Genomic DNA, 25337 nt, shown 5'->3' with positions numbered 1-25337 from the left:
AAGTGTTACGTCTGGCCTAATTCCGCCGCACCAAACCGATAACGTCGATCCATCTCGGTTGTTCCAAGGTACTCCATCCCATACAGTGAACTTGACTGAACTTCAGTTCACACCTGAAGGCAGGAGCGGGCCATGGACACCTCAGCCGACTTACCCCGGCACTGGGCCGTCGTTCCGGTCGACATCGAGAATGCGACCGGACGGATGGACTCGGTGCGTTCCCAGCCCCGCAACGTCCTCTTCTCGCCGCTCGATGAAGCCTGGCGGCCGCCTGGACCGGCCCCGGCTACCGCGGCCGGCTCGCCGACCGAGGTGAGAACGCGCCGCGTCTGGTCCGCCCGGACGACATCGACATCACCTGCCGTCTCGTCGACGCACCCGAACTCGAGCGACAGCTGCGTATCAACGCCGGACGCGTCGCGCTCCGCGTCTCGCAGGAGATGCACCGCTCGGTCGTCCGGCACGGCTTCCCCGACGTCGAGGCGGCCGAACCGGAAGAGGACCTGATCGCCTCGGACCGCAACGGAGGTGGGGCAGTGGAACCGACGGCATTCCCAGCCGGTCCGGCTCCGGCCGACCGGCGGGCGACGCGCGATCTGCGGCGGCAAGGGGTGATCAGCACCGGCCGGAGACGACTGACGGTCTACCCGCTTGGCCGAATTTCGACGAATCGCGAGCTGAATCCCGCCTTCTGAGTCACCTGACACACAAGGCGCGGCGTTCCGGAGGTTTTCTGGATCCACCGAGGAGGAGGGCACTCAATGGACCCCTACACCACCGCCGCGCCGCGCGGCAGCCGCTGGCGCCGCGGCGTCTACGCCGCCGGGCTCGTCATCCCGTTCACCGCGTCCCAAGTCTGGGCGCTGCTGGTGCTGCTGCGCCTCGCGCCGCTCGACGGCCTCGTCGGCCAGGCCGTCGTGCTCGTCCTGATGGGATCCGTCGCCGCGGTCTGGGCGGGGTGGCGGTGGACCTGGCGGCTCGGCAAGGACAAGGACCTGCGGCCCGCCCCCAAGACCCGGATCCCGACATGACGTCCGGGCCGGCGATCGTCGCGGCCATCGTGGCCGCGACCGGCGCCGGACGTCTCCTGCACCACCTCGGCGGTGTCCTCCGCCGACGCCCGACCGAAAGGAGCACGGACATGACCAGCAAGCAGCCGTCCTTCCCGCTGCGCGTCTACCACTGGCGGTGGGAGATCCTGGCCGTCACCCTGCTCCCCTACTGCGTCGTGACCTTCGCGCTGTGGGCGGGTCCGCTGTGGGCGTCGGCGCTCCTGGCCCTCACGCTCGGCTGGGCGGTGCTGCGCCGCCGCCAGGTCCGCGCCCGGTTCCGCGCGGTGGCGCTGCAGCACCGGCTGCGGGCGGTGTTCCCGCACCTGCGCCTCCCCGGCGGCCGGCCCACCATCCTCTGGAGCCGTCCGCGCGGCGGTGACGTCGTCGTGTCGCTGTACGGGCGCGAGGCCTTCGACCACCTGCACCGCCACCGCTCGGTCCTGGCGGAGGCGTGCTCGGTGCCGGAGGTGTACGTCGACCGGCACCCGCGGTACGCGAGCCTGGTGACGCTCACGATCAGCGCGGACGCGCCGAAGCGCGAGCCGGGCCGGGCGTCCTTGCCGAGCAACGTGGTGCCGCTGCGCGCCCACAGCTGAGCGCCGCTGCCCGGTGTCCACCGCTCGGACACCGGGCGCGGCGCACAGCAACCGCACAGAGAGATCACACGATCACCAAAGCGGCGGCCGCGACCGTGGGGGCATGACAGCCACCGCCCCCGCACCGCGGCCCGGGACCGTCCCGGTCGACCTGGCCGGCCCGCAGCCCGTTCTCGACGTCGTCATCCCGGTCTACAACGAAGAGGCCGACCTCGAACCGTGCATCCGACGGCTGCACGCGCACCTGGCCGAACACGTCTCCTACCCGTACCGGATCACCGTCGCGGACAACGCGAGCACCGACGCGACGCTGCAGGTGGCGGAAAGACTGGCCCGCGAGTTCCCCGAGGTGGCCGTCCACCACCTCGACGAAAAGGGCCGCGGCCGCGCGCTCAACGCCGTCTGGCGGGCCTCCGACGCGGCTGTCCTCGCCTACATGGACGTCGACCTCTCCACCGATCTCGCCGCGCTCGGGCCGCTCGTCGCGCCCCTGCTCTCCGGGCACTCGGATCTCGCCATCGGCAGCAGGCTCGCCCGGGGGGCGCGAGTGGTGCGGGGGCCGAAGCGCGAGTTCATTTCCCGCTGCTACAACCTGATCCTCCGCTCGACGCTGGCCGCGAAGTTCAGCGACGCGCAGTGCGGCTTCAAGGCGATCCGCGCGGACGTCGCCCGCGAGCTGCTGCCGCACGTCGTCGACACCGGCTGGTTCTTCGACACCGAGCTGCTCGTCCTGGCGCAGCGCGCCGGGCTGCGGATCCACGAGGTGCCGGTCGACTGGGTCGACGACCCGGACTCGTCGGTCAACATCGTCAAGACCGCCACCGAGGACCTCAAGGGCATCGCCCGCGTCACGAAGGCCACCTTCACCGGCGAAATCCCGGTCAGCAAGCTGCGCGAGCAGCTCGGCCGTCAGCCGATCGGGATCGACGCGCCAGGCGTGCCGCCGCGGCTGGTGACGCAGCTGGTGCGGTTCGCCGCGATCGGCGTCAGCAGCACGCTCGCCTACCTCGTGCTGTTCCTGCTGCTGCGGACGGTCGTCGGCGCGCAGGCCGCGAACTTCACCTCGCTGCTGGTGACCGCGATCGGCAACACCGCGCTGAACCGGCGGCTCACGTTCGGCATCCGCGGCCGCGCCGGCGCCGGGCGGCACCAGTTCGAAGGGCTGATCGTGTTCGGCCTCGGCTTGGCGCTGACGAGCGGATCGCTGGCGCTGCTCAACGGATCCACCACACCCGGCCTCGTCCTGGAGATCACCGTGCTCGTGCTGGCGAACCTCGCCGCCACGGTGCTCCGTTTCCTGCTCCTGCGCGGCTGGGTGTTCAACCCGCGCCGCCAGGCCGCCACCCAGAAGGAGTCCTGATGACCGCCGTCCTGCCCGCCCCGGTTTCCGAACCGAGGCACCGGAAGGAGTCCGCGCCGCACGCACCGCCGCGCTGGGTGCGCCCGGCCGCGTTCGGGCTGCTGGCCGCGACCGCGGTGCTCTACTTCTGGAACCTGACCGCGTCCGGCTACGGCAACTCCTTCTACGCGGCGGCCGTGCAGTCCGGGACGCAGAGCTGGAAGGCGTGGCTGTTCGGCTCGCTCGACTCGGGCAACGTGCTGACCGTCGACAAGCCGCCGGCCGCGTTGTGGGCCGGCACGTTGTTCGCGCGGATCTTCGGTTTCTCGAGCTTCACCGTGCTGGCACCGCAGGCGCTGATGGGCGTCGCGTCCGTCGGGATCCTGTACCTCACGGTGAAGCGGACCTCGGGCCCGGTCGCCGGGCTGCTGGCAGGGGCGATTCTGGCGGTGACGCCGGTAGCGGCGCTGATGTTCCGGTTCAACAACCCGGACGCGCTGCTCGTGCTGCTCATGGTCGCGGGCGCCTACTTCGTCGTGCGGGCCACGGAAAAGGCGAGCCCGCGGTGGCTCGCGCTGGCCGGCGTCGCGATCGGATTCGGCTTCCTGACGAAGATGATGCAGGCGTTCCTGGTGCTGCCCGCGTTCGGGCTGGTGTACCTGCTCGCCGCGCCGACGTCGCTGGGCAGGCGGCTGCTGCACCTCGGCGGCGCGGTCGTCGCGCTGGTCGTCTCGGCGGGCTGGTTCATCGCGCTGGTCGAGCTGTGGCCGGCGGCGTCGCGGCCGTACATCGGCGGGTCCGAAGGGGACAGCCTGCTCGAACTCGCGTTGGGCTACAACGGTTTGGGCCGCATCTTCGGCGGCGAGGGCAACGGCGGCGGCATGGGTGGCGGCATGGGCGGCAACACCGGGTTCGGCGGGTCGACCGGCCTGTTCCGGATGTTCGGTTCGAGCTTCGGCACGGAGATCTCGTGGCTGCTGCCCGCCGCGCTGATCGGGCTGGTCGCCGGGTTGTGGTTCACCCGCCGCGCGCCGCGCACCGACCGCACCCGGCTGGCGCTGGTCCTGTGGGGCGGCTGGCTGGTCGTGACGGCGGCGGTGTTCAGCTTCATGAGCGGCACGGTCCACCCGTACTACTCGGTGGCGCTCGCGCCGGCGATCGCCGGGCTGGTCGCGATTTCGGGCCGCGCGCTGTGGCAGGGCCGCACGAACCTCGCGCCGCGGGCGGTGCTGGCGGGGATGGTCGTGGCGACGGCGGTGTGGTCGTTCATCCTGCTCGACCGGACGCCCGACTGGTTCCCGGCGCTGAAGTGGTTCGTCGCGGTGCTGGGCGTGCTGGTCGGCACGGTGCTGGTGATGGGCGCGCCCGCGTCGCGCCGGCTGGTCGCCGTCGTGGCGGCGGCCCTGGTCCTGACCATCGGGGTGTCGTCCGCGGCGTACGGCGTCGAGACGGCTTCGGTGGCCCACAGCGGTTCGATCCCGACGTCCGGCCCGACGTCGAGCGGCTTCGGCGATGGTGGTTTCGGTGGTGAGGATTCTTCGTCGAGCGCGGTCGGTTCGCTTTTGGCGAAGACCACGACGACGTGGGCCGCGGCGACAACCGGCTCGCAGAGCGCGGCATCGCTGGAACTGGCCAGCGGCAAGGCGGTGATCGGAATCGGCGGCTGGAGCGGCTCGGACCCGGCCCCGACGCTGGCCGAGTTCAAGGCGTACGTGGCGGCGGGCGAGATCAAGTACTACATCGAGGGTGGCCGGGGAGGCGGGCCGGGGGGCGGTTCGTCGGAGATCACGGACTGGGTGACGGCGAACTTCACCGCCACCACGGTCGACGGCCAGACGGTGTACGACCTGCAGAGCTGACGGCACGCACCCAGGGGCGTGAGCGCGATCCGGCGCTCACGCCCCTTTCGGGCGCAGGTGGTGGCTGATGTCGCCGACGAGGTCCACCGTCACCCGGCGTTCCGTGAAGTGCCACTGGCCGCCCCGGGCGGCGAACCGGTCCGCGTACCGGCCCGCCGCGATCGTCTGCAGCGGCAGGCCCGGAACCGCCTGCAGCACCGTGAAGTACGCGCTCGAAGTGGCGGTCGATCCCGTCACCTCCACCGCCACGTTCGTCGTCACGTGCTTAGTGCGCGGGGTTCCGTCCTCGTACACGATCACCGTCTCGCGCAGCATTCGCTCGACCGCCGCCGCTCCGAACGACGAACCGCCGCTGCCCACGAACGATCCGTGCGCGAACAGCTCGCCCACCCCGGCGAAATCTCCCGCGTCGACCAGGGCGGCGTAGGAAAAGATCAAGTTCGCCAGCGCCCGGTAGTCGTCCACCGAAACGATCTTACAGGGAAAGTACAAGTACTTTCCCTAGTGCGCGCCACGCCGCCAGCGGCGGAAACGCACGGCAAAGTCTCAGACGGTCCACAGGTTCGGCGCGGATCATGGGCTTCAGAGGGGATGAGGAGGCCGCGATGATCACCACCCGTCCGGGGTACCCGCGCTGGCACACCGCGAGCGCGCAGGGCCCCCGCTCGCTCAACGCCGACGCCGTCGGGGCGTACGCCGCCGCCGGTGGGCCCGGCGTCGTCTTCGCGCTCGCCGACGGGGTCGGCGACGATCCCGCCGCCGCCAAGGCCGCCCGTGCCGCCGCCGCGGCCGCCGCGCGCACTCCCGTCCACAAAGGACCGGTCGAGGCGGTGCTCGCCGCGCAGCGCGCCGTGCGCCAGCAGACCGGCGGGGACGCCGTGCTCGTCGTCGCGATGCCGGCCGAACACGGCGGCTACCGCATCGCCTGGGTCGGCGACGCCCGCGCGTACTCCTGGGACGGCACCACGCTCTCCCGGCTGACCACCGACCACACGCTCGCCGAGTACTTCCGCGCCCGCCACCAGCCGGTGACGCCGCGGATGGAGCACGTCGTCACGACCAGCGTCCGCACCACCGAACCGCACGAGATCGGCACGGCCGAGACCACGAGCGCGGGCCTGCTGCTGACCAGCGACGGCATCCACAAGCCGCTCGCCGGCGCCGGCATCCGCGCCGTGCTGGCCCAGCCGGGCACGGGCGCCGCCGAACTCGTCGAGGCGGCGCTGGCCCGCGGCGGCTCCGACAACGCGACCGCCATCTACGTCGAACCCCTGGAGGCCGACAGCACGACGGTGCGATTTCCCGTCGCCGCGTGAACCCGGTTAACCCCGTTTCAGCTGCCGGTACTCCCGCAGCACGAGGACGATGATCACGACGTCGAGCGCGGCGAAGAACGGCAGCGCGATCGAGTGGGTGTGCACGGCCCGGAAGATCTCGTAGACCACGAAGGCGGCGAGGATGACGGCGGCCACCGGGTAGGCGCGGACGATCTTGCGGGCCAGCGCCCACACGAGGCCGAGCTTGATGAGCCCGTGGGCCAGCAGGTAGGCGACGGCGAACGTCTTGGTGTCACCGTCGATGAAGTTCTCCGTCGCCGACTCCAGGTGCCGCGCGAGGGTGCCCGAGGGGTCGCCGAGCAGGTCGCGTGTGATCACCGCGTGGGTGAACCCGCTGACGGCGGACGCCGGGATGAAGGCGAGGATCAGGGCCCCGACGACCTGCAGAGCGCCGTCGAGGCCCTTGATCGCGATGGCGACCCGGAAGAACTTCTCGGTCGCCGTGGTCTTCGCTTCCGTCATGCACCCCAGCTCAGCACAAACCGCAGGTCAGCGCACCTGGGACAGAGCGGGCGGAACGGACTTCGTGCCCCACGTCGTCGGCGTGTCGCTCAGCGAGAATCGGATCTTGCCCGCGCGGAGCAGGTCCGCGTGGGAGATCCAGCCGCGGTCGTAGCCGCGCGACCCGACCCGGACGTCCTTGGTGTACTGCAGCTTCGCCGCGCTCGCGCCGGGTGCCTCGATCTCGATCTTGCGGCCGCCGGCCGGGCGGATCTCGACCTTCTCGAACATCGGGGTGCTGAGCAGGTACGTCCCGGAGCCGGGCTGGGCTTCGAAGACGCCGGTCATGCCGAAGACGAGCCACGACGAGATGGTGCCGAGGTCGTCGTTGCCGGGCATGCCGTACGGCGTGTCGGTGAAGAGCGTCCGCGCCGCGCGCAGCACGGCCGACGTCTTCCACGGCGCCCCCGTCCAGCTGTACATCCAGGGTGCGTGCAGGTCGGGCTCGTTGTTCGGGTTGAAGGCGAAGTTGTTGTGGTAATCGTACGCGCCGTGGACCCAGGAGTCTTTGGCGGCCTTCGCCGGGTCGGTGAGCAGCAGCGGCAGGTCGAAGAACGTGTCGAGCCGCTTCTCGGCCTGCGTCGGGCCGCCCATCAGGCCGAACAGCTTGGCCGTGTCCTGCTGGGCGAGCCACTGGTACTGCCACGGCGTGCCCTCGTGGAAGCCGGTCGACTGCGCCGGGTCGGGGTTGCCGACGCCGGTGCCGTCCGCGGCCTTGGTGCGCGGGAAACCCGTGAACCCGTGGGATTCGACGCCGGTGTCCCACAGGTTCGCGAAGTTGCCGCAGCGGGCGGAGAGCGTCGCGGCCTTGTCGCGGTAGCCCAGCCCGGCCGCCATTGTGGACAGTGCGCAGTCGGCGAGCGCGTATTCGAGGGTCGCCGAACCGGCCTGGCGGGTGTCGCCGTAGGTGTAGCCGGGGAGGTCCTGGTAGCCGATCCAGCCGTTCTTCACGTACGTCGGGTTGCCGTCGCGGCCGCGGAAGACGGACTGGTCCGCCGGCACCTCGTTGGCGTTGCGCCACAAGGCGTCGAAGAGCTGGCGCGCGGTCTTGTCGTCCAGGATGCCGCGGCGGTAGTTGTCGACCACCCACGGCGTGACGGGGTCGCCGCTCATCACGTTCGTCTCGCCGCCGCCGAGCGCCCAGCGCGGGACCCAGCCGCCGTCCTGGTAGATCTTGAGGACGGACTTGGTCATGTCCGCGGCCTTGTCCGGGTGCAGGAGCGCGACCAGCTGGTTCTGCGAGCGGTAGGTGTCCCAGAGCGAGAACATCTGGTAGTACGTGTCACGGCTGCGGTGCACCGCGTCGTCGAAGCCGCGGTAGGAACCGTCCACATCGGACCCGACGGACGGGTGCAGCAGCGACCGGTACAGCGCGCTGTAGTAGGTGCGCTGGTCCGCGGTCGTCCCACCGGCGACGCGCAGCCGGTTCAGCTCGTCTTCCCAGGTGTCGTGCGCTTGCTTTTCGGCCTTGCCGAACGACTTGGGCTGCTCGGTGCCGCGGTTCAGCCGGGCGCCGTCGACCGACGTGTACGACAGGCCGACCGAGGCGCCGACCTGGTTCTTCTCGGTCCCGAAGCTGAGCCAGGCGCCGGTGCGCCGGCTGCCGAGCTTCGCGTCACGCTGGTTCGCGGTCAGCTTGTCGTCGGTCCAGGTGCCGAAGCCGGTGAACTTCCGGTCGAACTTGGCGCTGAAGAAGACCTTGTAGCGCTCTTTCTGGGTCTCCCAGCAGAAGTTGCCGCCCTGCAGCCAGCCCTCGACGGTGTCGTCGCCGACGACGTGCACGTCCCCGGCGTAGGTGTAGCCGTTGCTCTCGCCGACCTCGATCAGGACGTTCTGGCTCGCACCGGCCGGGAAGGTGTAGCGGTGCTGGCCCGTGCGCTGGGTGGCGGTCAGCTCGGCTTCGACGCCGTTGCCGAGCTTGACGCCGTAGTACCCGGGCCGGCGCGTCTCGTCGGCGTGGCTGAACTTGGCGCCGTACTGCGCGGGATCGCTGCTGGTCACGGCGCCGGTGGTGGGCATGAAGCGGAAGTTGCCCATCGTCTGGCAGCCGACCCCGGAGAGGTGGGTGTGGCTGAAGCCGAGGGTCGTGTCCTGGGCGTAGTCGTAGGACGCGTACTTCTTGAGCTGGGTGTCCGGGCTGAGCTGCACCATCCCGAACGGGGTGGTGGCGCCCGGGAAGGTGGTGCCGTCCCCGTTGTTGCCGATCGAGGTGTCGACGAGCGTGGTGGGGTCGTCGGCGAACCTCGGTCCGGCGGCCTGCGCGGGGGTCGCGAGGGCCATCGTGGTGGCTCCGGCGAGCAAGGTGGCAAGGACGCGTGTCCGCGCTCTCATCCCGTGTCCTCCTGACAACGTTGTCACATCGGTCGTGTGATCTTTTCCGTTGTCCGGTGGACATTGCAAGCCCCGCACGCCGGATCAGACCTGGTGCGTCACGTGCCCACCGAGGATGGTCGCCGTCACCGGGAGGTTTCGCAGGTCCGACGGCGACAGCGCCGACGGGTCGGTCGCCGTCACCATGAGGTCCGCCACGTCGCCCACCGCCACGCCGCGGCGGCCGTCCGAGGACGCGGCCAGTGCGTCGGGGAACGGGATCGACTGCTCCGGGTGCCACGGCGGCCGGTCGTCGTCGGTGCGGGCGACCGCCGAGGCGATCCCGTCCCAGGGGTCCAGCGGTGCCACCGGGGCGTCCGAGCCGAACTCCAGGCGGGCGCCCGATTCCAGCAGCGACCGGTACGGGAACGCGCGCGAAGTCCGGCCGTGCCAGTGGCGGTCCGCCACGTCCCGGTCGTCGGGCTGGTGGGCCGGCTGGACCGACGCCACCAGGCCCAGAGCCGCGAACCGCGGGACGTCGGCCGGGGCGAGCAGCTGCGCGTGCTCGATGCGGCCCGGGCAGCCGACCTCCTCGAACGCGTCCAGGGCGATGCTGTTGGCGTGGTCCCCGATCGCGTGGACCGCCGGGAGCAAGCCGTGGTCGAAAGCCCGCCTCAGCAACGGAACCAGCGCGGCCGGCGGCAGTTCCAGCAGTCCCGGGGAACCGCTTCCCGGGTAGGGGTCGTGGCAGTAGGCCGTGCGGGTGTTGAGGGAGCCGTCCACGAAGAGCTTGAACGGGCCGACCGTGACGAGCCCGCCGGAATCCGGGAGGACGTCGCCCGTGCGGTGTCCGCGCTCGATGGTCTGGTCCAGGAGGTGCTTCGCGATCACGCACGACACCCGGGTCGACGGCGTACCGCGGCGGGTCCAGTCCGCCACCGTGTCCGCGTACTCGTAGTCGACGATCCGGGTCACGCCGCGCGCGGCCGCCGCCGCCAGTGCCTCGGCCACCCACGCGTCCTGCGTTTCGATCGACGCCGTGGGGAGCTGGGCCGTCGCGCTCATGCAGTCGGCTTCCAGCAGGACGCCGGTCGGGTGGTCGCGGCCGATCAGCTTCAGGGCCGCCGGGCTCAGCCAGAGGGTGTGGAGGTCGGCGCCGAACAACGCGACCGCGCGGCCGGGCAGCGCGCGCTGCAGCATGTCCTTGTGCGGCAGGTCCGGCCACAGCCCGTCGCGGAAGCCCGCGCCCACCACCAGCTCCGACTGCGGCGCGGGCGTCGCCAGCAGATGCGCCAGCAGCAGCTCGATCGCCTCCGCCGCCGACCGGGCCGCGTCCAGGGGGATGCGACGGCGGGACGTCGCCCACTGCACGACGTGGACGTGCGCGTCCACCAAGCCCGGCAGCAGCGTGCCGCCGTGCCCGTCGACCACCCGAGCGGCGAACCCGGCGGACCCGGGCTCGGTGATGGCCGTGACGCGGCCGTCGTTCACGCGGACGTCCGCGAGCTCGCCGCCGAGCCCGGGGCGCACGCGGCGCAGCAGGAGATCGTCCATGCCGCTTACCTTGCCAGCCTGCCCCCGTCCGGGTGAAGCACGGCTTGGTACGGGGAATTTCCGGGTACCAGAAGCGTTGTAAGAGATGGCAGCCGTCGCCCGCCGAAGGGTCAGGGCCGGTCCATGGGCGCCGCCTTCACAAGCCGCGCAGGGTTCGACTCCCTCGGTTGCCGCTCAGGCCGGGATGTCTCGTCGTCGCAAGGCGACGAGGCCGCCCAAGCCGGCCGCCGAAGCGATCAGGACCAGCCACAGCACCGGGGCCACCGAGAACGTCCCTCCCGGCAAGCGCGCCAGGTGCTGGAACGGCGAAACGCCCAGCACCGCCGGGCTCCACCGCAAGGCCGATCCCACCAGCGACACCAGCAGGAACGCGCCCAGCAGCCCCCACGCCGCCGCGGCGAAGCGCGGGACGAAGCCGATCAGCGCCGCCACCAGCCCCGCCATCACCCACACCGCAGGCAGCTGCGCCAGCGCCGCCGGGACCAGTGACGCGCCGGTCCCGTACGCCAAGCCGGTCGCCAGCCCGGTGACCGCCAGCAGGAACGCCGAACCCGCGAGCGCGATCAGCCCGTGCGCCGACGCCCAGCCGGTCCGCCCGACCGCCGTCGCCAGTACCGGTTCCGCGCGGCCCGCCGCCTCCTCGGCTCGCAGCTTCAGCATCGCCTGCACCGCGTACCCCGCCGCCACGAGGCCGAACAACGTCATCGTGCCCGCGAGGTAGGCGTCCGTCACCGCGCCACCACCGCCGACGCGGGAGAACACCGCCCCGACGGCCGGGTTGTCCCGCATCATCTCCGCGACGTTCCGCGCGACCCCGCCCATCAGCAGCCCGATCAGCGCGAGGCAGCCGGTCCAGACCACCAGCGTCCCCCGCTGCAGCCGCCAGGCCAGCGCCCACGGCGAGCGCAGGGACGCCTTCGCCGTCGCCCGCCCCGGCCGCGCGGGCAGCAGGGCCGCACCGAGGTCACGCCGTGCGGACACCGCGACCGCCACGGCCACCAGCAGCCCCGAAGCCGAGACGCCCAGCGCGAGGACCCACCACTGTTCCCCCGCGAACGGCCGCAGCCGGTGCGCCCAGCCGATCGGCGACAGCCACGAGAGCCAGCCCGCCGAGCCGCTGCTGTCGCCCGCCGCGCGCAGCAGGAACGCCAGCACCAGCACGCCGATCCCGATGCCCCGCGCACCGCCCGTACCCCACGTGAGCTGCGCCGCGACCGCACCGACGCCGGCGAACACCCAGCCGCACAACGAAAACCCGAGCCCCAGCGCCAGCGCGCCGGCGGCGGGGACGCCCTGCGCGGCCAGCCCGGCCCCGGTCACCAGGCCGTGGACCAGGCACGCCCCGCAGGCCGCGATGACCGCGGCCGCCAGTCCGGCGTGCCGCCCGACGACGGTCGCGCCGGTCAGCTCCCGACGGCCCGCCTCCTCCTCGGCCCGGGTGTGCCGGACGACGGTGAGCAGCGCGATCAGCCCGGCGACGACCGGGACGAACCCGCACTGCCACGCCAGCAGGTTTCCTGCCGACGGGCCGTAGAGCGGGCCGTTGCGGACCACGAACGTCGCGCTGGACGCGTTGAGGTCGTAGAAGCGCTGCCGCGACAACGCGTCCGGGTACGCCGCCTCGATCGACGACAGGTAGCCCATCGGCGCGGCCGCGAGGCATACGATCCACAGCGGCATCAGCAGCCGGTCGCGGCGCAGCACCAGCCGCAGAAGGGCGAAGGTCCCGGTCATCGCGCCGCTCCGACCGGCTCGTAGTGGCGGAGGAACAGCTCCTCGAGCGTCGGCGGGCGGCTCACCAGGTTCCGCAGCCCGGCCCCGGCCAGGTGCCGCATCACGTCGTCCAGCGACGACTGGTCGACGGACAGGTGGACGTGAGAGCCGTACGAGCTGAGGTCGTGGACGCCCGGCAGCGACCCCAGGTCCGCCGGCACGTGCGCGAGCGACGCGTCGATCGTGATCCGCCCGAGGTGCCGCAGCTCGTCCAGGGTGCCCGACTCGACGGTGCGCCCGGCCCGGATGATCGTCACGCGGTCGCACAGCGCCTCGACCTCGGAAAGGATGTGCGAAGAGAGCAGCACCGTCCGGTCGCCGCGTTCGCGCTCCTCCGCGACGACCTGCCGGAACACCTCTTCCATCAGCGGGTCGAGCCCGGACGTCGGCTCGTCGAAGACCAGCAGCTCCACATCGGACGCCAGCGCCGCCACGAGCGCGACCTTCTGCCGGTTACCCTTGGAGTAGGTCCGGCCCTTCTTCCGCGGGTCGAGGTCGAACCGCTCGATCAGCTCTGCGCGCCGCCGGACGTCGAGGCCGCCGCGCAGCCGGCCGAGCAGGTCGATGACCTCGCCACCGGTGAGGTTGGGCCAGAGGGTGACGTCGCCCGGCACGTACGCGAGCCGCCGGTGCAGCTTCGTCGCGTCGGTCCACGGGTCGCCGCCGAGCAGGGTGACGCGGCCGCCGTCGGCCCGCACCAGCCCCAGCAGGACGCGGATCGTCGTGGTCTTGCCGGCGCCGTTGGGCCCGAGGAACCCGTGCACCTCGCCGGTGTGAACGGTCAGGTTGAGCCCGTCGAGGGCCTTCGCCGGACCGAACGCCTTGGTGAGGCCGTCGGCGGTGATCGCTTCGGCCATCGTCATTCCTTCCGTTCGTACGCGGCCAGCGCTTCGCGGGCCTTTTCGAGGACTTCGGCGTCGCCGAGCGGGTTCAGGAACAGGTGCCCGGCGGCCAGCGACATGCGCAGCATCGCCTCGTTCGTGCCCGGCTCCTCGCCGAGCGCGCGGGCGACGTGGTCCTGCAGGATCATCAGCCCGCCGGTCATCGCGGCGAGCGCGGCGGCGACACCTCGCGGGTCGGGCATTTCCATGCCCGACCCGCGGAAGTAGCGCTCGGTGCCGTCGACGATCTCGACGAACTGGGCGGCCGCGGCTTCGGAGCCGTCGATCATCGCCCGGCCCAGGTACCGGCGGAACAGCAGCTGGCGGGCGTCGAACGTCGGGAGGAACCCCGGGTCCGCGACGCCTTTCGCCAGCACCTCCTCTTTGAACTTGAGGAGTTCGTCGAAGACGTAGGTGTCGCAGGCCTCGCGCAGGCCGTCCTTCGAGCCGAAGTGGTGGCGGATGAGCCCGCCCGACACCCCGGCTTCCTCGGCGATGTCCAGGATGGACGTCTTTTCCATGCCGCGTTCGGTGAACAGCCGGATGGCGGCGTCACGGATCCGGGCCCGCGCGGTGAGGTCTTCGGTGCTCATGCCCGTCCTATACGTGCGTGTAGTCGACTACACATGAATGTAGCCCCCTATACGCACGTATAGCAAGGCCGCACTTTCACGTGAAAGTGCGGCTTTGCGTTACCGCTCAACCGGGCAGTGGATTAGGCCATTCGGCTCGCAACCAATTGCGGTCTTTGGGCTAACTGTCTTATTGCTGACGAAGATCCCACACTGTGTACTGCTCGGACGCACATCTTCACGAAGGGTCGTTTCAGTGACACAGCACAGACCGCGCTGGAGACGGCGGGCCGGGATCACCGTCCTCGCCACCGCTCTCGGCGCCTCCGTCCTCGGCGTCGCCGTTCCCGTGGCGTCCGCCCAGCAGGCTCCGCCCTCGACCGGCGTGGCCGACGGCAAGACCCTCGACGAGCACGACCGCGCGCTCGTCGCCGAAGCCGAAAAGGCCGGGAAGCCGGACGTCACGCTGCTGATCGCGGCGGAAAAGGGCCAGACCGGCACCGCCGTGAACGAGCTCAAGGCGCTCGGCGGCGTCGTCGAATCCACCGACACCAAGCTCGACTACGTCAAGGTCAGCATCCCCACGGACAAGGCCGAGAAGGCCGCGAAGCTCAAGTCCGTGAACGCCGTCGACGTCGACGGCCTCATCGTGCGCGACGACCCGAAGCCCGACGGCGCGACCACCCCGCTGCCGCAGCCGGCCCCGGGCAAGAACACCCCGCGCGTCAACCCGTACCTGCCGACCGGGGACACCTACGCGGCGCAGTTCGGCCAGGTCCTGCCCAACTGGGACGGCAAGGACACCACGGTCGCGGTGCTCGACTCCGGCGTCGACCTCGACTCCCCCGCGCTGGCCACCACCAGCCACGGCGAACGCAAGATCGTCGACTGGTACAACGCCAACGCCACCAACTCCGGCGACGGCACCTGGGTCAAGCAGTCCACCGCGACCTACACCGGCGCCTTCACCGCGAACGGCAAGAACTGGACGGCCCCGGCCACCGGCGGCCCGTACACCTTCGGCGTCTTCAGCGAGACCGCGGGCGACCTGGGCGGCGCGGACAGCGAGACCGGCGGTGACGTCAACCGCGACGGCGACCGCGCCGACTCGTGGGGCGTGCTGCTCGACAGCGCGACCAAGGAGGTCCGGGTCGACCTCAACGGCAACGGCGACTTCACCGACGAGAAGCCGATGACCGACTACGCCAAGAAGTACGACTACGGCTTCTTCGGCACGGACAACCCGGCGACCGACGTCGCCGAGCGGATGGCCTTCGTGGTCCAGACCGACAAGCCGGGCTACGTCGGCATCGGCATCTCCGGCGCCGAGCACGGCTCGCACGTCGCGGGCATCGCCGCCGGCAACGACCTCTTCGGCGGCAAGATGGACGGCGCGGCCCCGGGCGCGAAGCTCCTGGCCGTCAAGGTCTGCCTCACCGGCACCGCCTGCACGTCGTCGGGCCTGATCGACGGCGTCGTCTACGCGGCCAGCCACGGCGCCGACGTCATCAACATCTCGATCGGCGGCCTGCCGGCCCTCAACGACGGCAACAACGCCCGCGCGGAGCTCTACAACCGCACGATCGCCGAGTACAACGTCCAGATCTTCATCTCGGCCGGCAACAGCGGCGCCGGGGCGAACACCGTCGGCGACCCGTCGGTGGCCACGGACGCGATCTCGGTCGGCTCGTACATCACCAAGGAGACCTGGCTGTCGAACTACGGCTCGGTCACCAAGAACGCCGAGTCGCTGCACCCGTTCTCCTCGCGCGGCCCGCGTGAAGACGGCGGCTTCAAGCCGGACATCATCGCGCCCGGCGCGGCGATCGCGACCATCCCGCGCTGGGAAGCGGGAGGCCCGGTGGCCGGCACGTACGGCCTGCCCGCGGGCTACGCGATGCTGCAGGGCACGTCGATGGCGTCGCCGCAGGCGACCGGCGCGGCGGCACTGCTGGTGAGCGCGTACAAGGCGACGCACAAGGGCCAGCGGCCGCCGGTCGCGCAGCTGCGCTCGGCCATCAAGTCGACCGCGCGGTTCGTGCCGGGCATCGACGCCTACGCACAGGGCGCGGGCCTGTTCAACGTCCCGGCCGCGTTCGTCGCGCTGTCGCTGAACCCGAAGCCGGACACCGTTTCGACGTCGGTCGAGGTGCACACGGCGCTGTCGGGCCTGCTGGCCACCCCGAACACGGGCGTGGGCATCCACGACCGCGAAGGCGTGACCACGGGCAAGTCCTACACCCGCACGTACACGATCACCCGCACCACGGGTTCGGCGCAGCCGGTGCCGTACTTCGCGCGGTGGACGGGCAACGACGGCACGTTCTCGTCGAAGTCCACGGTGGTCCTGCCGCTGAACACGCCGGTGAAGTTCGACGTCAAGGTCGACCCGAAGAAGGCGGGCGCCCACTCGGCGGTGCTGAACCTGGACAACCCGCTGACCATCGGCGTCGACGTGCAGACCCTCAACACGGTCTTCGCGCCGCAGGAGTTCACGGCGGACAAGGGTTACCAGATCGACGTGTCCGGCAAGATCGCCCGCAACCAGGCGACCAGCTACTTCGTGCGGGTGCCGCAGGGCGCCAGCGCGCTGAAGGTCGACCTGGACGCCGGCGCCGGCGCGCCGGGCAAGGGCCAGGTGCGGTTCCTGCGCTACGACCCGACCGGTGTCCCGGCCGAGGCGAGCACGTCCACGACGTACTGCTACCTCCCCGACGCGGGTGCCGGCTGCCCCGGTGGCACGCCGACCAGCCGCACGATCGCCAACCCGCTCCCGGGCGTGTGGGAGATCGTCGTCGAGGCGCGCCGGACGTCCGATGCGGCCGACTCGGCGTACAAGCTGTCGGCGTCGGTGCTGGGCACGGCCATCGCGCCGAACCCGGACACGATCGCTTCGGCCACGCTGAACACGCCGATCGCGCGGTCGTACACCGTGACGAACACCCTCGGCGCGTTCACCGGCAAGCTGAACGGCGCCACGCTGGGCAGCGCGAAGGTGGCGCGGCCGTCGATCGGCGAAGGCGCGCAGCAGCAGTACCAGATCGCGGTGACGCCGGGCTCGACGTCGCTGACCGCCACGATCGGCAAGACGTCCGACGTCGGCGCCGACCTGGACCTGGTGCTGTACAACTGCACGACCGGCTCGTGCGTGCTCGCCGGCCAGAGCGCGGACGGTGACTCCGAGGAGTCGGTGACCATCGCCAACCCGGCGGCGGGTGTCTGGGTCGCGCTGGTCGACGGGTACGCGGTGCCCGCGGGCACGACCGAGTTCGACTACCTCGACGTGTTCACCAACCCGGCCTTCGGGTCGGTCGCGGTGACCGACGCCAACGCGGCGCACGCGTCGGGCAGCTCGTGGACGGTGCCGGCGACGGTGACCGCCACGGCGGCCCCGGCGGCCGGCCGGACCCTGCGCGGTCAGCTGACCGTGCAGACCGACACCGGTGTCACGGTCGGCTCCTCGCTGGTGCTGATCAACGCCGTCAGCTAGTCCCGCTCAACGGAAACCGCCCCGGGTTCGCCCGGGGCGGTTTTCGCTTTTCTGGTGACTTCCCGACGCAAGATTGCGTATGTCCGGTGAGGTGTTGCCCTGGTTCAGTGCGTGTCCGTATGGTCTCCGAACATGCGCCGGATTTCGATGTTCTTCGCCGCGCTTCTCTTGCTGGCGGCCACTTTGCCGGGTGTCGCGCACGCGGCCGCGCTCTCTTCCCGGACCCACCTGTTCTACTACCCTTGGTACGGCGGCAGTTCCACCGGCTACCGGCATTGGCAGCAGGGTGGGCACACGCCGCCGTCGGACATCGGCGCGAACTTCTACCCGGTGCTGGGCGCGTACGACTCCGGTGATTTCTCCGGCGCCGTCGAGCAGCACATGCGCTGGATCGAGCAGTCCGGCGCCGGGGTGATCGTCTACAGCTGGTGGGGCCAGGGGTCCTATGAGGACGGCCTGGCGGCGGGCGTACTGGAAGCCGCTGCCCGGCACGGGATCCGTGTCGCGTGGCACCTCGAGCCCTACAGCGGGCGAACGGCGGAGTCCACCGTGGCCGACGTGAACTACCTTCTGGGGCGCTACGGCTCGAGCCCCGCGTTCTACCGCGAAGGCGGGCGGGGCGCGTTCTACGTCTTCGAGAGCCTGCGGATCACCGACTGGACGGCGCTGGACCAGGTGCGCTCGTCGGCGATCGTGCTTGCGCAGACGACCGACACGAGCAAGGTCGCGCACTTCGGCGGGATGTACACCTACGACGCGATCGCCGGGGCCACCGCGCCGGGCTGGCGCGAGGCGGGCGCGTACTGCGAGGCGAACGGGCTCGTGTGGGCGCCTTCGGTCGGGCCCGGCTACGTCGACGACCGCGCGGTGCCGGGCAACACGACCCCCACCCTGGGGCGCGACAACGGCGCGACCTACGACCGGGAGTGGCAGAACGCGCTTTCTTCGCAGGCGGACTGGGTCTCGGTGACGTCGTTCAACGAATGGCACGAAGGGTCGATCATCGAGCCCGCGCGGTCCGCGCCGCCTTCGGGCGCCTACGAGACGTTTTCCGGTGCCTACGGGACTTCGGGCGCGGCTTCGGAAACCGCTTACCTGGACCGGACCCGCTACTGGGCGGCCCAGCTCGGCGGTCCGCCACCCGCGTCGGTCAACCTCGCGCAGGGCCGGCCGGTCACGGCGAGCGGGTCGCAGGGCGGGTACCCGCCGGGGAACGCCGTCGACGGGAACGCGTCGAGTTATTGGGAGAGCACGAACAACGCCTTCCCGCAGACGTTGACGGTGGACCTCGGCGCGCCGGCTCCGGTCGGCCGGGTGGTGGTCAAGCTGCCGCCGTCGTGGGGCCGCCGGACGCAGACGATCGCGGTGAACGGCGGGAGTCCGGTGGGGTACGTGTTCGACCCGGGGAGCGGGAACGCGGTGACGATTCCGGTGTCGAGCGCGGATCGGTACCTGCGGCTGGTGTTCACCGGCAACAGCGGGTGGCCCGCGGGGCAGGTGTCCGAAGTGGAGGCTTACGCCTCCTGAGCGGGTGCCGGGGTGCGGCGCGATGTAGTGAATGACTCATTCCTGTCGTCCGACGACAGGAATGAGTCATTCACGTCGTCCGGGCGGCGGCACCACCGCGCGCGCTTACGCCTCCTGCGCCCGGCTGACGAACGGCGCCGGGTCGGCGAGCACGCGGTGCACGATCCGCCCCGCCGCCCCGAGTGTCGCGGCGTCGCCGCCGAGGCGTGAGGCCGTCAGCACCGGCGGGGCGCCGCGGAGACCGCCGAGGCGGGTGGTCAGGACCTCCGACACCGGGCCGGACAACCACGGGTACAGCTGCGTGAACACCCCGCCCAGCACGACGCGGTCGAGGTCGAGGAGGTTCACCGCCGACGTCAGGGCGATGCCGAGGGCCTCTCCGGCGGCCGCACACGCTTCCCGGGCCGCGCGGTCGCCGTCGGCCAGCGCGGTGAGGAACGCGGGGAGGTTCGGCGCGTTTCCGGCCGCCAGCAACGCTTCCTGGCCCGCGAAGGTCTCCAGGCAGCCGCTTCCGCCGCACCGGCAGAGCGGGCCGCGGGGCGCGACCACGACGTGGCCCAGCTCGCCGGCCAGCCCGCGGGCACCGGAGTACAGCGCGCCGCGCACGACCAGGCCGGCGCCGATACCGACTTCGCCGGAGACGTAGAGGAAGTCGCGTTCGCCGTCGCCGTACCAGAGCTCGCCGAGCGCCGCGAGGTTCGCTTCGTTGTCCAGCTCGACCGGGACCGGCAGGTGCAGCAGGTCCGCCGGGTGAACGTCCTGCCAGCCGAGGTTGGGGGCGCTAAAGAGCACGCCGTCGCCGACCGGGCCGGACACCGCGAGCACCGCGCCCGCGACCTCGAGGCCGAGCCGGTGGGCTTCGGTGAGCGCCTCGGTAGCGAGCGCCTGCAGCTCCCCCAGCACCTTCTTCGGCCGCGAGCCGCGGTTGTCGCGCTCGCGGCGCGCGGCGAACCGGACGCCGCCGGTGAGGTCGAGCACGCGCACGGCGAGGTAGTCGACGTTGATTTCGAGGCCGAGCGACGCCACCCGGGCCCCGCTGAGCACGACCGCCACGCCGGGACGGCCGCGTTCGCCCACCCGGGTGGGCCCGGTCTCGGCGAGCAGGCCCGCGTCGACCAGGTCGCCGACGAGCTTGCTCACGGTGGACTTGGTCAGGCCGGTGACCTCGGCGAGCGCGGCGCGGGTGAGCGCGCCGCCGCGGTGGACCGCGCCCAGCACGACCTCGAGGTTGCGGGCGCGCATCTCCTCGTGCCGGACGGCCTGGGTCATCTCGTCCCTCCCGCTGTGCACTTTAGCCGGGCCCCTTGACGCCCGGGACCCCCGCGGCGCATATTTAGTCTACAACGTGAACTAAATGAAGGGACAGTCATGAGCGACTACGCCCCCCGGCCGGCCGACAAGTTCACCTTCGGCCTCTGGACCGTGGGCTGGCCCGCGAACGACCCGTTCGGGGTCGCGACGCGGCGGCCGCTGGACCCGGTGGAGAGCGTCCACCGGCTGGCGGAGCTGGGCGCGTACGGCGTGACCTTCCACGACGACGACCTGCTGGCCACCGAGCCGGACCGCGACAAGGCGATCGAGGCGTTCCGCAAGGCGCTCGCCGAGACCGGCCTCAAGGTGCCGATGGCGACCACGAACCTGTTCACCCACCCGGTGTTCAAGGACGGCGGCCTGACCAGCAACGACCGCGACGTCCGCCGCTACGCGCTGCGCAAGGTCCGCCGCAACATCGACCTGGCGGCGGAGCTGGGCGCGGAGACGTACGTGGTGTGGGGCGGCCGCGAAGGCGCGGAGTCCGACGGCGCGAAGGACGTCCGCGCGGCGCTGGCCCGCTACAAGGAGGGCCTCGACCTGCTGGCGGACTACGTCGTGGAGAAGGGCTACTCGCTGCGCTTCGCGCTGGAGCCGAAGCCGAACGAGCCGCGCGGCGACATCCTCCTGCCGACGATCGGCCACGCGCTCGGGTTCATCTCCCAGCTGGAGCGGTCCGAGATGTTCGGGCTCAACCCGGAGGTCGGCCACGAGCAGATGGCGGGCCTCAACTTCGTGCACGGCATCGCGCAGGCGCTGTGGCAGGGCAAGCTGTTCCACATCGACCTCAACGGCCAGCACGGCCCGAAGTACGACCAGGACCTGATCTTCGGCCACGGCGACGTCAAGAGCGCGTTCTTCCTGGTCGACCTGCTGGAGAACGGCGGGTACGAGGGGCCGCGGCACTTCGACTACAAGCCGCTGCGGACCGAGGACGCGGAAGACGTGTGGGTGTCGGCGGCGGCGAACATGCGGACCTACCTGATCCTGAAGGAGAAGGCGGCCAAGTTCCGTGCCGACCCGGAGGTCGCCGAAGCCCTCGCCGCTTCGCGGGTGCCCGACCTGTCGACGCCGACGCTGGCGCCGGGCGAGACGTTCGACGACGTCCTGAAGGACGACTTCGACCTGGACGCGGCGGCCGAGCGCGGCTACCACTTCACCCGGCTGAACCAGCTGGCCCTGGAGCACCTGCTCGGGGTGCGGTAAAAGCCGTGAAGGCCTCCTTACCGGCCATAAGAGCCGGTAAGGAGGCCTTCACGGACTTCAGGACACCGTCAGGGTGTCGATGTCGAACAGGGAACCCGCGCCGCCTCGGAAGACCAGGTGGAGGGGGCCCGTTCCCGCGGTGAGCGTGGTCGACACCGTCTGGAACGTCTCCCAGCTGCCCGTGTTCGGCACCGCCACCGTGCCCAGCAAGACGCCGGTGGCCGAACCGTCGCGGATCTCGATCGTGCCGCCCGCGCCCGCCGACGACACCACCGCGCTGAACCGCGTGCGCCCGGCCGTGCTCACCGACGCGTACCCGGCCCAGTCGCCGTTCTCGATGTAGCCCAGGGTCTGGCCGCCGCTCGCCGGGGCGTGGGACGCGATCTGCACGCCGGAGCCCGAAGTGAACGACTCACCCTCCACGGTGGAGGAAACAGACCCGCACTCGGCAGGGGCGACCCCGGCGGCATAGCGGATCGCGCCCAGCAACGACGTCCGGAATGCGCTGTCCGCATAGGACTCGATCGTGTGGCCGAGTCCCGTGTAGAACGCGCGGCCGCTGCCCTGCGGGTGGCACCACGTGATCGGGTGGTCCGCACCCATCTCGCCGCCGGTGTAGCTGGACTCGTCCAGCGTCTGCAGCACGTGGACGCTGCCCCGCGGGTTCGTCCGGTAGTTGTACAGCTCGTCGGTCCGGTTCCACACCGCCGGCAGGTGGGCCGTCGCCGGGTGGGTGCGGTCCTCGGTCACGAAGTTCGCGGCCTGGATCGCCGGGTGGCTCTTGAACCACGCCCCGACCAGCTGCCCGTACCACGGCCAGTCGTACTCGGTGTCCGCCGCCGCGTGGATGCCGAGGTAGCCGCCACCACCTTCCACATAGGACTCGAACGCCGATTGCTGGGAGGCGTCCAGCACGTCTCCGGTGGTCGACAGGAACACGACCGCCCGGTAGCGGGCCAGCGAAGCGGCCGTGAACACCGACGCGTCCTCGGTGGCCGTCACACCGAAGCCTTGCGCCGCGCCGAGTTCACGGATGGCCTGGATCCCCGCCGGGATCGAATCGTGGCGGAAGCCCGCCGTCTTGGAGAACACCAGCACGTCGTACGACGGATCCACCTGGGTCGGCATACCGCTCAGCGTAAAGGAATCGACGTCGAACAGGGAACCGGAACCACCGCGGAACACCAGGAACAGCGGGCCGGAACCACTCGACACCGACGTCGTCACGTTCTGGAAGGTCTCCCAGCCGCCGGTCGAAGGAACCGCGACCGTGCCCAGCAACGTCCCGGTGGCCGAGCCGGAGCGGATCTCGATCGTCCCGCCCGCGCCGGCCGACGAAATGCGCGCGGTGAAGGACCGCGCGCCCGCGGTGCTCACCGACGCGTACCCGGCCCAGTCGCCGTTTTCGATGTAGCCGAGGGTGTTGCCGCCGCTCGCGCCGGCGTGCGGTGCGATCTGCACGCCGGAACCCGACGTGAACGACTCGCCCTCGATCGCCGCGGACGACGTGGTGAACGTGAACGCGTCCAGGTCGAACAGGTTGCCCTGCCCGGTCACGCCCTTGAACACCAGGTACAGCGTCGTCGTCCCCGGCGGCTGGTTCGTCAGAGGGGCCGTGACGTCGGCGAACGTGTCCCAGTCCCCGGTATTGGCCACGGCGACCGACCCCAGCAGCGACCCGGTCGGCGAACCCGCGCGGACCTCCAGCGTGCCACCCGGGCCGCCCGACGACACGCGGGCGCTGAGCGAAGTGGCGTTGCCCAGTGCGTACGGTGAGAACGAGATCCAGTCGCCGTTGTCGGTGTACCCGACCGTCCGGCCGCCTTCCGCGGCGCCGTGATCGGCGAGCTGGATCCCGGACTGCGCCGCGAAGTGCTCGCCCTGCCGGTGCCGCGGCTGCAGCTTCCGGACGCTGTGCGAGGTCAGCCCGCCCTGGTCGGTGTACTGCGCGTCGAAGACGCCGTAGATGTTCGCCGCGGCGTCGTGCTCACCGTCGACCGGGACGGCGATCGAGCCGGAGCACCCGGTCGCCTGCGTGATCTGGTGCTCGTGGCTGTCGTGCCCGAGCAGGTACGTCACCTTGACCTTCGAGCAGTCCAGCGGCCCGTCCTCCGGATCGCTGCCGGTCACCTGGAACGGCACGGTGTCACCGAAGGAGAACAGCTGACCGTCCACAGGGGACCCGAGCGTGACCGACGGCGCCGTGTTGCCCACCGTCACCACGAGACTGGCCGTGCCGGTCAGCCCCTCCGGGTCGGACACGGTCAACGTCGGCGAGTACGTGCCGTTGGTCGTGTAGGTGTGCGCGGGGTTCGCCGCGGTCGACGTGCCGCCGTCGCCGAAGTCCCAGCGGTAGGTCAGCGCCCCGCCCTCGGGGTCGCTGCTGCCCGCCGAGGAGAAGGTGACCGTCAGCGGATTCGGTCCGGACGTCTTGTCGGCCGCGGCCTTCGCGACCGGGTTGCGGTTCGTGCCCGCGAGGTACTCGATCCGGTACAGCGCCTGGTTGTCGCTGCCGGTGCCGTAGTCGAGGACGTACAGGGCGCCGTCCGGGCCGAACGCCATGTCCATCACCTGGGTGCCGGTCCACGGGAAGTCCTCGATCCCGCCGCGGGTGCCGTCGGCGTTGACGGTCACCGCCTTGATCCACTTGCGCCCGTACTCCCCCGCGAAGTACTTGCCGTCCAAGGATTGCGGGAACTTGACGGTGGACGTCGAAGCGGCGTCGTACCGGTAGACCGGCCCGCCCATCGGCGACTCCGAGCCGCTGCCGAACTCCGGCGGTGATCCTTCGTCGCCCGCGTACTTGATCCACGCGGGCTTCGGCACGGGCAGCTTCGCGAGGCCGGTGTTGCGGAACGACGAGTTCGTCGGCCCACCCGCGCAGTCGTACTTCGCGCCGGACGGTCCACTCGGGAACGTGTAGTGGTTGTACGTCTCGGTCGTCGTGTTCGAGCCGGTGCAGTACGGCCAGCCGAAGTTGCCCGGTCCGGTGATCCGGTCGAACTCGACCTGGCCCTGCGGGCCGCGGTCCGGATTCGTCGTGCCGGCGTCCGGGCCGTAGTCGCCGAGGTAGACAACGCCGGTCGGCTTGTCGACACTCATCCGGAACGGGTTGCGGAAGCCCATCGCGTAGATCTCCGCCCGCGTGTTCGCGGTCCCCGGCGCGAAGAGGTTGCCGGACGGCACCGTGTACGTCCCGTCGGCCTCGGGGTGAATCCGCAGCAGCTTGCCACGCAGGTCGTTCGTGTTGCCCGACGAGCGCTGCGCGTCGAACTGCGGATTGCGGTTGGTCCGTTCGTCGATCGGCGAGTAGCTGTCGGAGGAGAACGGGTTGGTGTCGTCGCCGGTGGTCAGGTACAGGTTGCCGGCGGCGTCGAAGTCGATGTCGCCGCCGACGTGGCAGCACTGGCCGCGGTCGTTGGCGACCTTCAGCACGACCTTCTCGCTGGCCAGGTCGAGCGTGTTGTCGGTCTTCAGGACGAACCGAGACAGGTGCAGCTCGCCCTTGTACGGGGCGAAGTCCGCCTCGGTGCCTTCGGTCGGCGCGTCACCGTCCGGTGTGGACAGTCTCGGCGAGTAGTACAGCCAGACGAACCGGTTCGACGCGAACCCGGGGTCGGCGGCGACACCCTGGAGGCCTTCCTCGTCGTGGGTGTAGACGTTCAGCTTGCCCGCGACGGAGGTCGCGCCCGCCGCGGTGGTGACGCGGACGGTGCCGTCGCGCGAGGTGTGCACGACCGACCGGTCGGGCAGCACGGCGAGCGACATCGCCTCGCCGCCCAGCTCGGCCGCGCCGGTCGCGAGCGCGACCTGCTGGTAGTCCGCGGGCGGGATGTCCGCGCGGGCCGGGGTGTCGACGGTGAGCAGGAGGCCGGCGCCGAGGAGCGCGGTGCCGAACAGCCTCGCCCACTTCGGTGGGGACGGAGACATGTGGATCCTTCCTGATTTTGAGCGTGCTTCGCCCCGGAGTGGCGCGAAGCCGGTTTCGATCACCTTCCGACGGGGCTGGCGGCCACCCGCCTGTGGACA

The 25337-nt window shown here is 71.1% G+C and carries 17 protein-coding genes; 8 read left to right on the top strand and 9 right to left on the bottom strand.

What is annotated here, in order from left to right; all coding sequences use genetic code 11:
• Window positions 1–761 precede the first annotated feature (761 nt).
• The 4 genes from SD460_RS18995 (at window position 762) to SD460_RS18980 (ending at window position 4846) form a co-directional block, all read left to right on the top strand.
• Window positions 762–1031 carry a hypothetical protein gene (locus tag SD460_RS18995; protein ID WP_290055299.1) on the top strand — a complete coding sequence of 90 codons (270 nt, stop codon included), beginning with the start codon at window positions 762–764 and terminating at the stop codon, window positions 1029–1031.
• The gene (locus tag SD460_RS18990; RefSeq protein WP_290055300.1) at window positions 1028–1648 is read left to right on the top strand and encodes a hypothetical protein; all 621 of its coding nucleotides are present in this window, start codon (window positions 1028–1030) and stop codon (window positions 1646–1648) included. The genes SD460_RS18995 and SD460_RS18990 overlap by 4 nt, the downstream gene beginning before the upstream one ends.
• Window positions 1649–1751: 103 nt before the next feature.
• On the top strand, window positions 1752–3008 hold the full coding sequence (locus SD460_RS18985) for a bifunctional glycosyltransferase family 2/GtrA family protein (protein ID WP_290055302.1): 1257 nt from the start codon (window positions 1752–1754) through the stop codon (window positions 3006–3008).
• Window positions 3008–4846, top strand: a complete 1839-nt coding sequence (locus SD460_RS18980) for a glycosyltransferase family 39 protein (protein WP_318306455.1) — start codon at window positions 3008–3010, stop codon at window positions 4844–4846. Before SD460_RS18985 ends, SD460_RS18980 begins: the two co-directional genes overlap by 1 nt.
• A gap of 36 nt (window positions 4847–4882) precedes the next feature.
• On the opposite strand, the gene SD460_RS18975 is transcribed toward SD460_RS18980, so the two are convergent.
• Entirely contained in the window at window positions 4883–5311 is a 429-nt protein-coding gene (locus SD460_RS18975; protein WP_318306454.1) for a nuclear transport factor 2 family protein, read from the bottom strand.
• A 140-nt stretch (window positions 5312–5451) separates the two neighbouring features.
• Between SD460_RS18975 and SD460_RS18970 the strand changes: the two genes are divergently transcribed.
• Window positions 5452–6162 carry a PP2C family protein-serine/threonine phosphatase gene (locus SD460_RS18970; protein ID WP_318306453.1) on the top strand — a complete coding sequence of 237 codons (711 nt, stop codon included), beginning with the start codon at window positions 5452–5454 and terminating at the stop codon, window positions 6160–6162.
• 6 nt (window positions 6163–6168) lie between these two features.
• Here SD460_RS18970 and SD460_RS18965 read toward each other — a convergent pair whose 3' ends face one another.
• The 6 genes from SD460_RS18965 to SD460_RS18940 all read right to left on the bottom strand — a co-directional run bounded on the left by SD460_RS18965 (window position 6169) and on the right by SD460_RS18940 (window position 13795).
• Complete coding sequence (locus SD460_RS18965; RefSeq protein ID WP_290059178.1) at window positions 6169–6645, bottom strand: DUF2127 domain-containing protein; 477 nt, start codon at window positions 6643–6645, stop codon at window positions 6169–6171.
• Window positions 6646–6672: 27 nt separating this feature from the next.
• The gene (locus tag SD460_RS18960; protein ID WP_290059179.1) at window positions 6673–9015 is read right to left on the bottom strand and encodes a GH92 family glycosyl hydrolase; all 2343 of its coding nucleotides are present in this window, start codon (window positions 9013–9015) and stop codon (window positions 6673–6675) included.
• Window positions 9016–9099: 84 nt separating this feature from the next.
• Window positions 9100–10548: an amidohydrolase gene (locus SD460_RS18955; protein ID WP_318306452.1), complete on the bottom strand. Its 1449-nt coding sequence runs from the start codon at window positions 10546–10548 to the stop codon at window positions 9100–9102.
• Between the two features lie 174 nt (window positions 10549–10722).
• Complete coding sequence (locus SD460_RS18950) at window positions 10723–12282, bottom strand: ABC transporter permease (RefSeq protein WP_290059183.1); 1560 nt, start codon at window positions 12280–12282, stop codon at window positions 10723–10725.
• Window positions 12279–13178, bottom strand: coding sequence for an ABC transporter ATP-binding protein (locus tag SD460_RS18945; RefSeq protein ID WP_290059185.1), 900 nt, complete (start codon window positions 13176–13178; stop codon window positions 12279–12281). The genes SD460_RS18950 and SD460_RS18945 overlap by 4 nt, the downstream gene beginning before the upstream one ends.
• A 2-nt stretch (window positions 13179–13180) precedes the next feature.
• Entirely contained in the window at window positions 13181–13795 is a 615-nt protein-coding gene (locus SD460_RS18940; RefSeq protein ID WP_290059186.1) for a TetR/AcrR family transcriptional regulator, read from the bottom strand.
• 235 nt (window positions 13796–14030) lie between these two features.
• Between SD460_RS18940 and SD460_RS18935 the strand changes: the two genes are divergently transcribed.
• Together SD460_RS18935 and SD460_RS18930 are read left to right on the top strand one after the other, a co-directional pair.
• Window positions 14031–17264 carry a S8 family serine peptidase gene (locus SD460_RS18935; RefSeq protein ID WP_318306451.1) on the top strand — a complete coding sequence of 1078 codons (3234 nt, stop codon included), beginning with the start codon at window positions 14031–14033 and terminating at the stop codon, window positions 17262–17264.
• Window positions 17265–17396: 132 nt separating this feature from the next.
• On the top strand, window positions 17397–18791 hold the full coding sequence (locus tag SD460_RS18930) for a discoidin domain-containing protein (protein WP_290059188.1): 1395 nt from the start codon (window positions 17397–17399) through the stop codon (window positions 18789–18791).
• A gap of 105 nt (window positions 18792–18896) precedes the next feature.
• Here SD460_RS18930 and SD460_RS18925 read toward each other — a convergent pair whose 3' ends face one another.
• A complete protein-coding gene (locus SD460_RS18925; protein ID WP_318306450.1) occupies window positions 18897–20060 on the bottom strand; it encodes an ROK family protein in 1164 nt (387 codons plus the stop codon).
• A gap of 99 nt (window positions 20061–20159) precedes the next feature.
• On the opposite strand from SD460_RS18925, the gene xylA reads away from it, so the two are divergent.
• Window positions 20160–21308 carry a xylose isomerase gene (gene xylA, locus SD460_RS18920; RefSeq protein WP_290059191.1) on the top strand — a complete coding sequence of 383 codons (1149 nt, stop codon included), beginning with the start codon at window positions 20160–20162 and terminating at the stop codon, window positions 21306–21308.
• 57 nt (window positions 21309–21365) lie between these two features.
• Here xylA and SD460_RS18915 read toward each other — a convergent pair whose 3' ends face one another.
• The gene (locus tag SD460_RS18915) at window positions 21366–25238 is read right to left on the bottom strand and encodes a carbohydrate-binding protein (RefSeq protein WP_318306449.1); all 3873 of its coding nucleotides are present in this window, start codon (window positions 25236–25238) and stop codon (window positions 21366–21368) included.
• Window positions 25239–25337 lie beyond the last annotated feature (99 nt).

This window comes from Amycolatopsis solani, from assembly GCF_033441515.1.
GTDB classification, from domain to species: domain Bacteria; phylum Actinomycetota; class Actinomycetes; order Mycobacteriales; family Pseudonocardiaceae; genus Amycolatopsis; species Amycolatopsis solani.
Note: the sequence above shows the minus strand (reverse complement) of the source record. Positions and strands in the feature narration are given on the sequence as shown.

Bases quoted from the DNA above. Each gene is read 5' to 3' on its own strand.
- SD460_RS18995 (WP_290055299.1), top strand. From the start codon at position 762: ATGGACCCCTACACCACCGCCGCGCCGCGCGGCAGCCGCTGGCGCCGC.
- SD460_RS18990 (WP_290055300.1), top strand. From the start codon at position 1,028: ATGACGTCCGGGCCGGCGATCGTCGCGGCCATCGTGGCCGCGACCGGC.
- SD460_RS18985 (WP_290055302.1), top strand. From the start codon at position 1,752: ATGACAGCCACCGCCCCCGCACCGCGGCCCGGGACCGTCCCGGTCGAC.
- SD460_RS18980 (WP_318306455.1), top strand. From the start codon at position 3,008: ATGACCGCCGTCCTGCCCGCCCCGGTTTCCGAACCGAGGCACCGGAAG.
- SD460_RS18970 (WP_318306453.1), top strand. From the start codon at position 5,452: ATGATCACCACCCGTCCGGGGTACCCGCGCTGGCACACCGCGAGCGCG.
- SD460_RS18965 (WP_290059178.1), bottom strand. From the start codon at position 6,645: ATGACGGAAGCGAAGACCACGGCGACCGAGAAGTTCTTCCGGGTCGCC.
- SD460_RS18960 (WP_290059179.1), bottom strand. From the start codon at position 9,015: ATGAGAGCGCGGACACGCGTCCTTGCCACCTTGCTCGCCGGAGCCACC.
- SD460_RS18955 (WP_318306452.1), bottom strand. From the start codon at position 10,548: ATGGACGATCTCCTGCTGCGCCGCGTGCGCCCCGGGCTCGGCGGCGAG.
- SD460_RS18950 (WP_290059183.1), bottom strand. From the start codon at position 12,282: ATGACCGGGACCTTCGCCCTTCTGCGGCTGGTGCTGCGCCGCGACCGG.
- SD460_RS18945 (WP_290059185.1), bottom strand. From the start codon at position 13,178: ATGGCCGAAGCGATCACCGCCGACGGCCTCACCAAGGCGTTCGGTCCG.
- SD460_RS18940 (WP_290059186.1), bottom strand. From the start codon at position 13,795: ATGAGCACCGAAGACCTCACCGCGCGGGCCCGGATCCGTGACGCCGCC.
- SD460_RS18930 (WP_290059188.1), top strand. From the start codon at position 17,397: ATGCGCCGGATTTCGATGTTCTTCGCCGCGCTTCTCTTGCTGGCGGCC.
- SD460_RS18925 (WP_318306450.1), bottom strand. From the start codon at position 20,060: ATGACCCAGGCCGTCCGGCACGAGGAGATGCGCGCCCGCAACCTCGAG.
- xylA (WP_290059191.1), top strand. From the start codon at position 20,160: ATGAGCGACTACGCCCCCCGGCCGGCCGACAAGTTCACCTTCGGCCTC.
- SD460_RS18915 (WP_318306449.1), bottom strand. From the start codon at position 25,238: ATGTCTCCGTCCCCACCGAAGTGGGCGAGGCTGTTCGGCACCGCGCTC.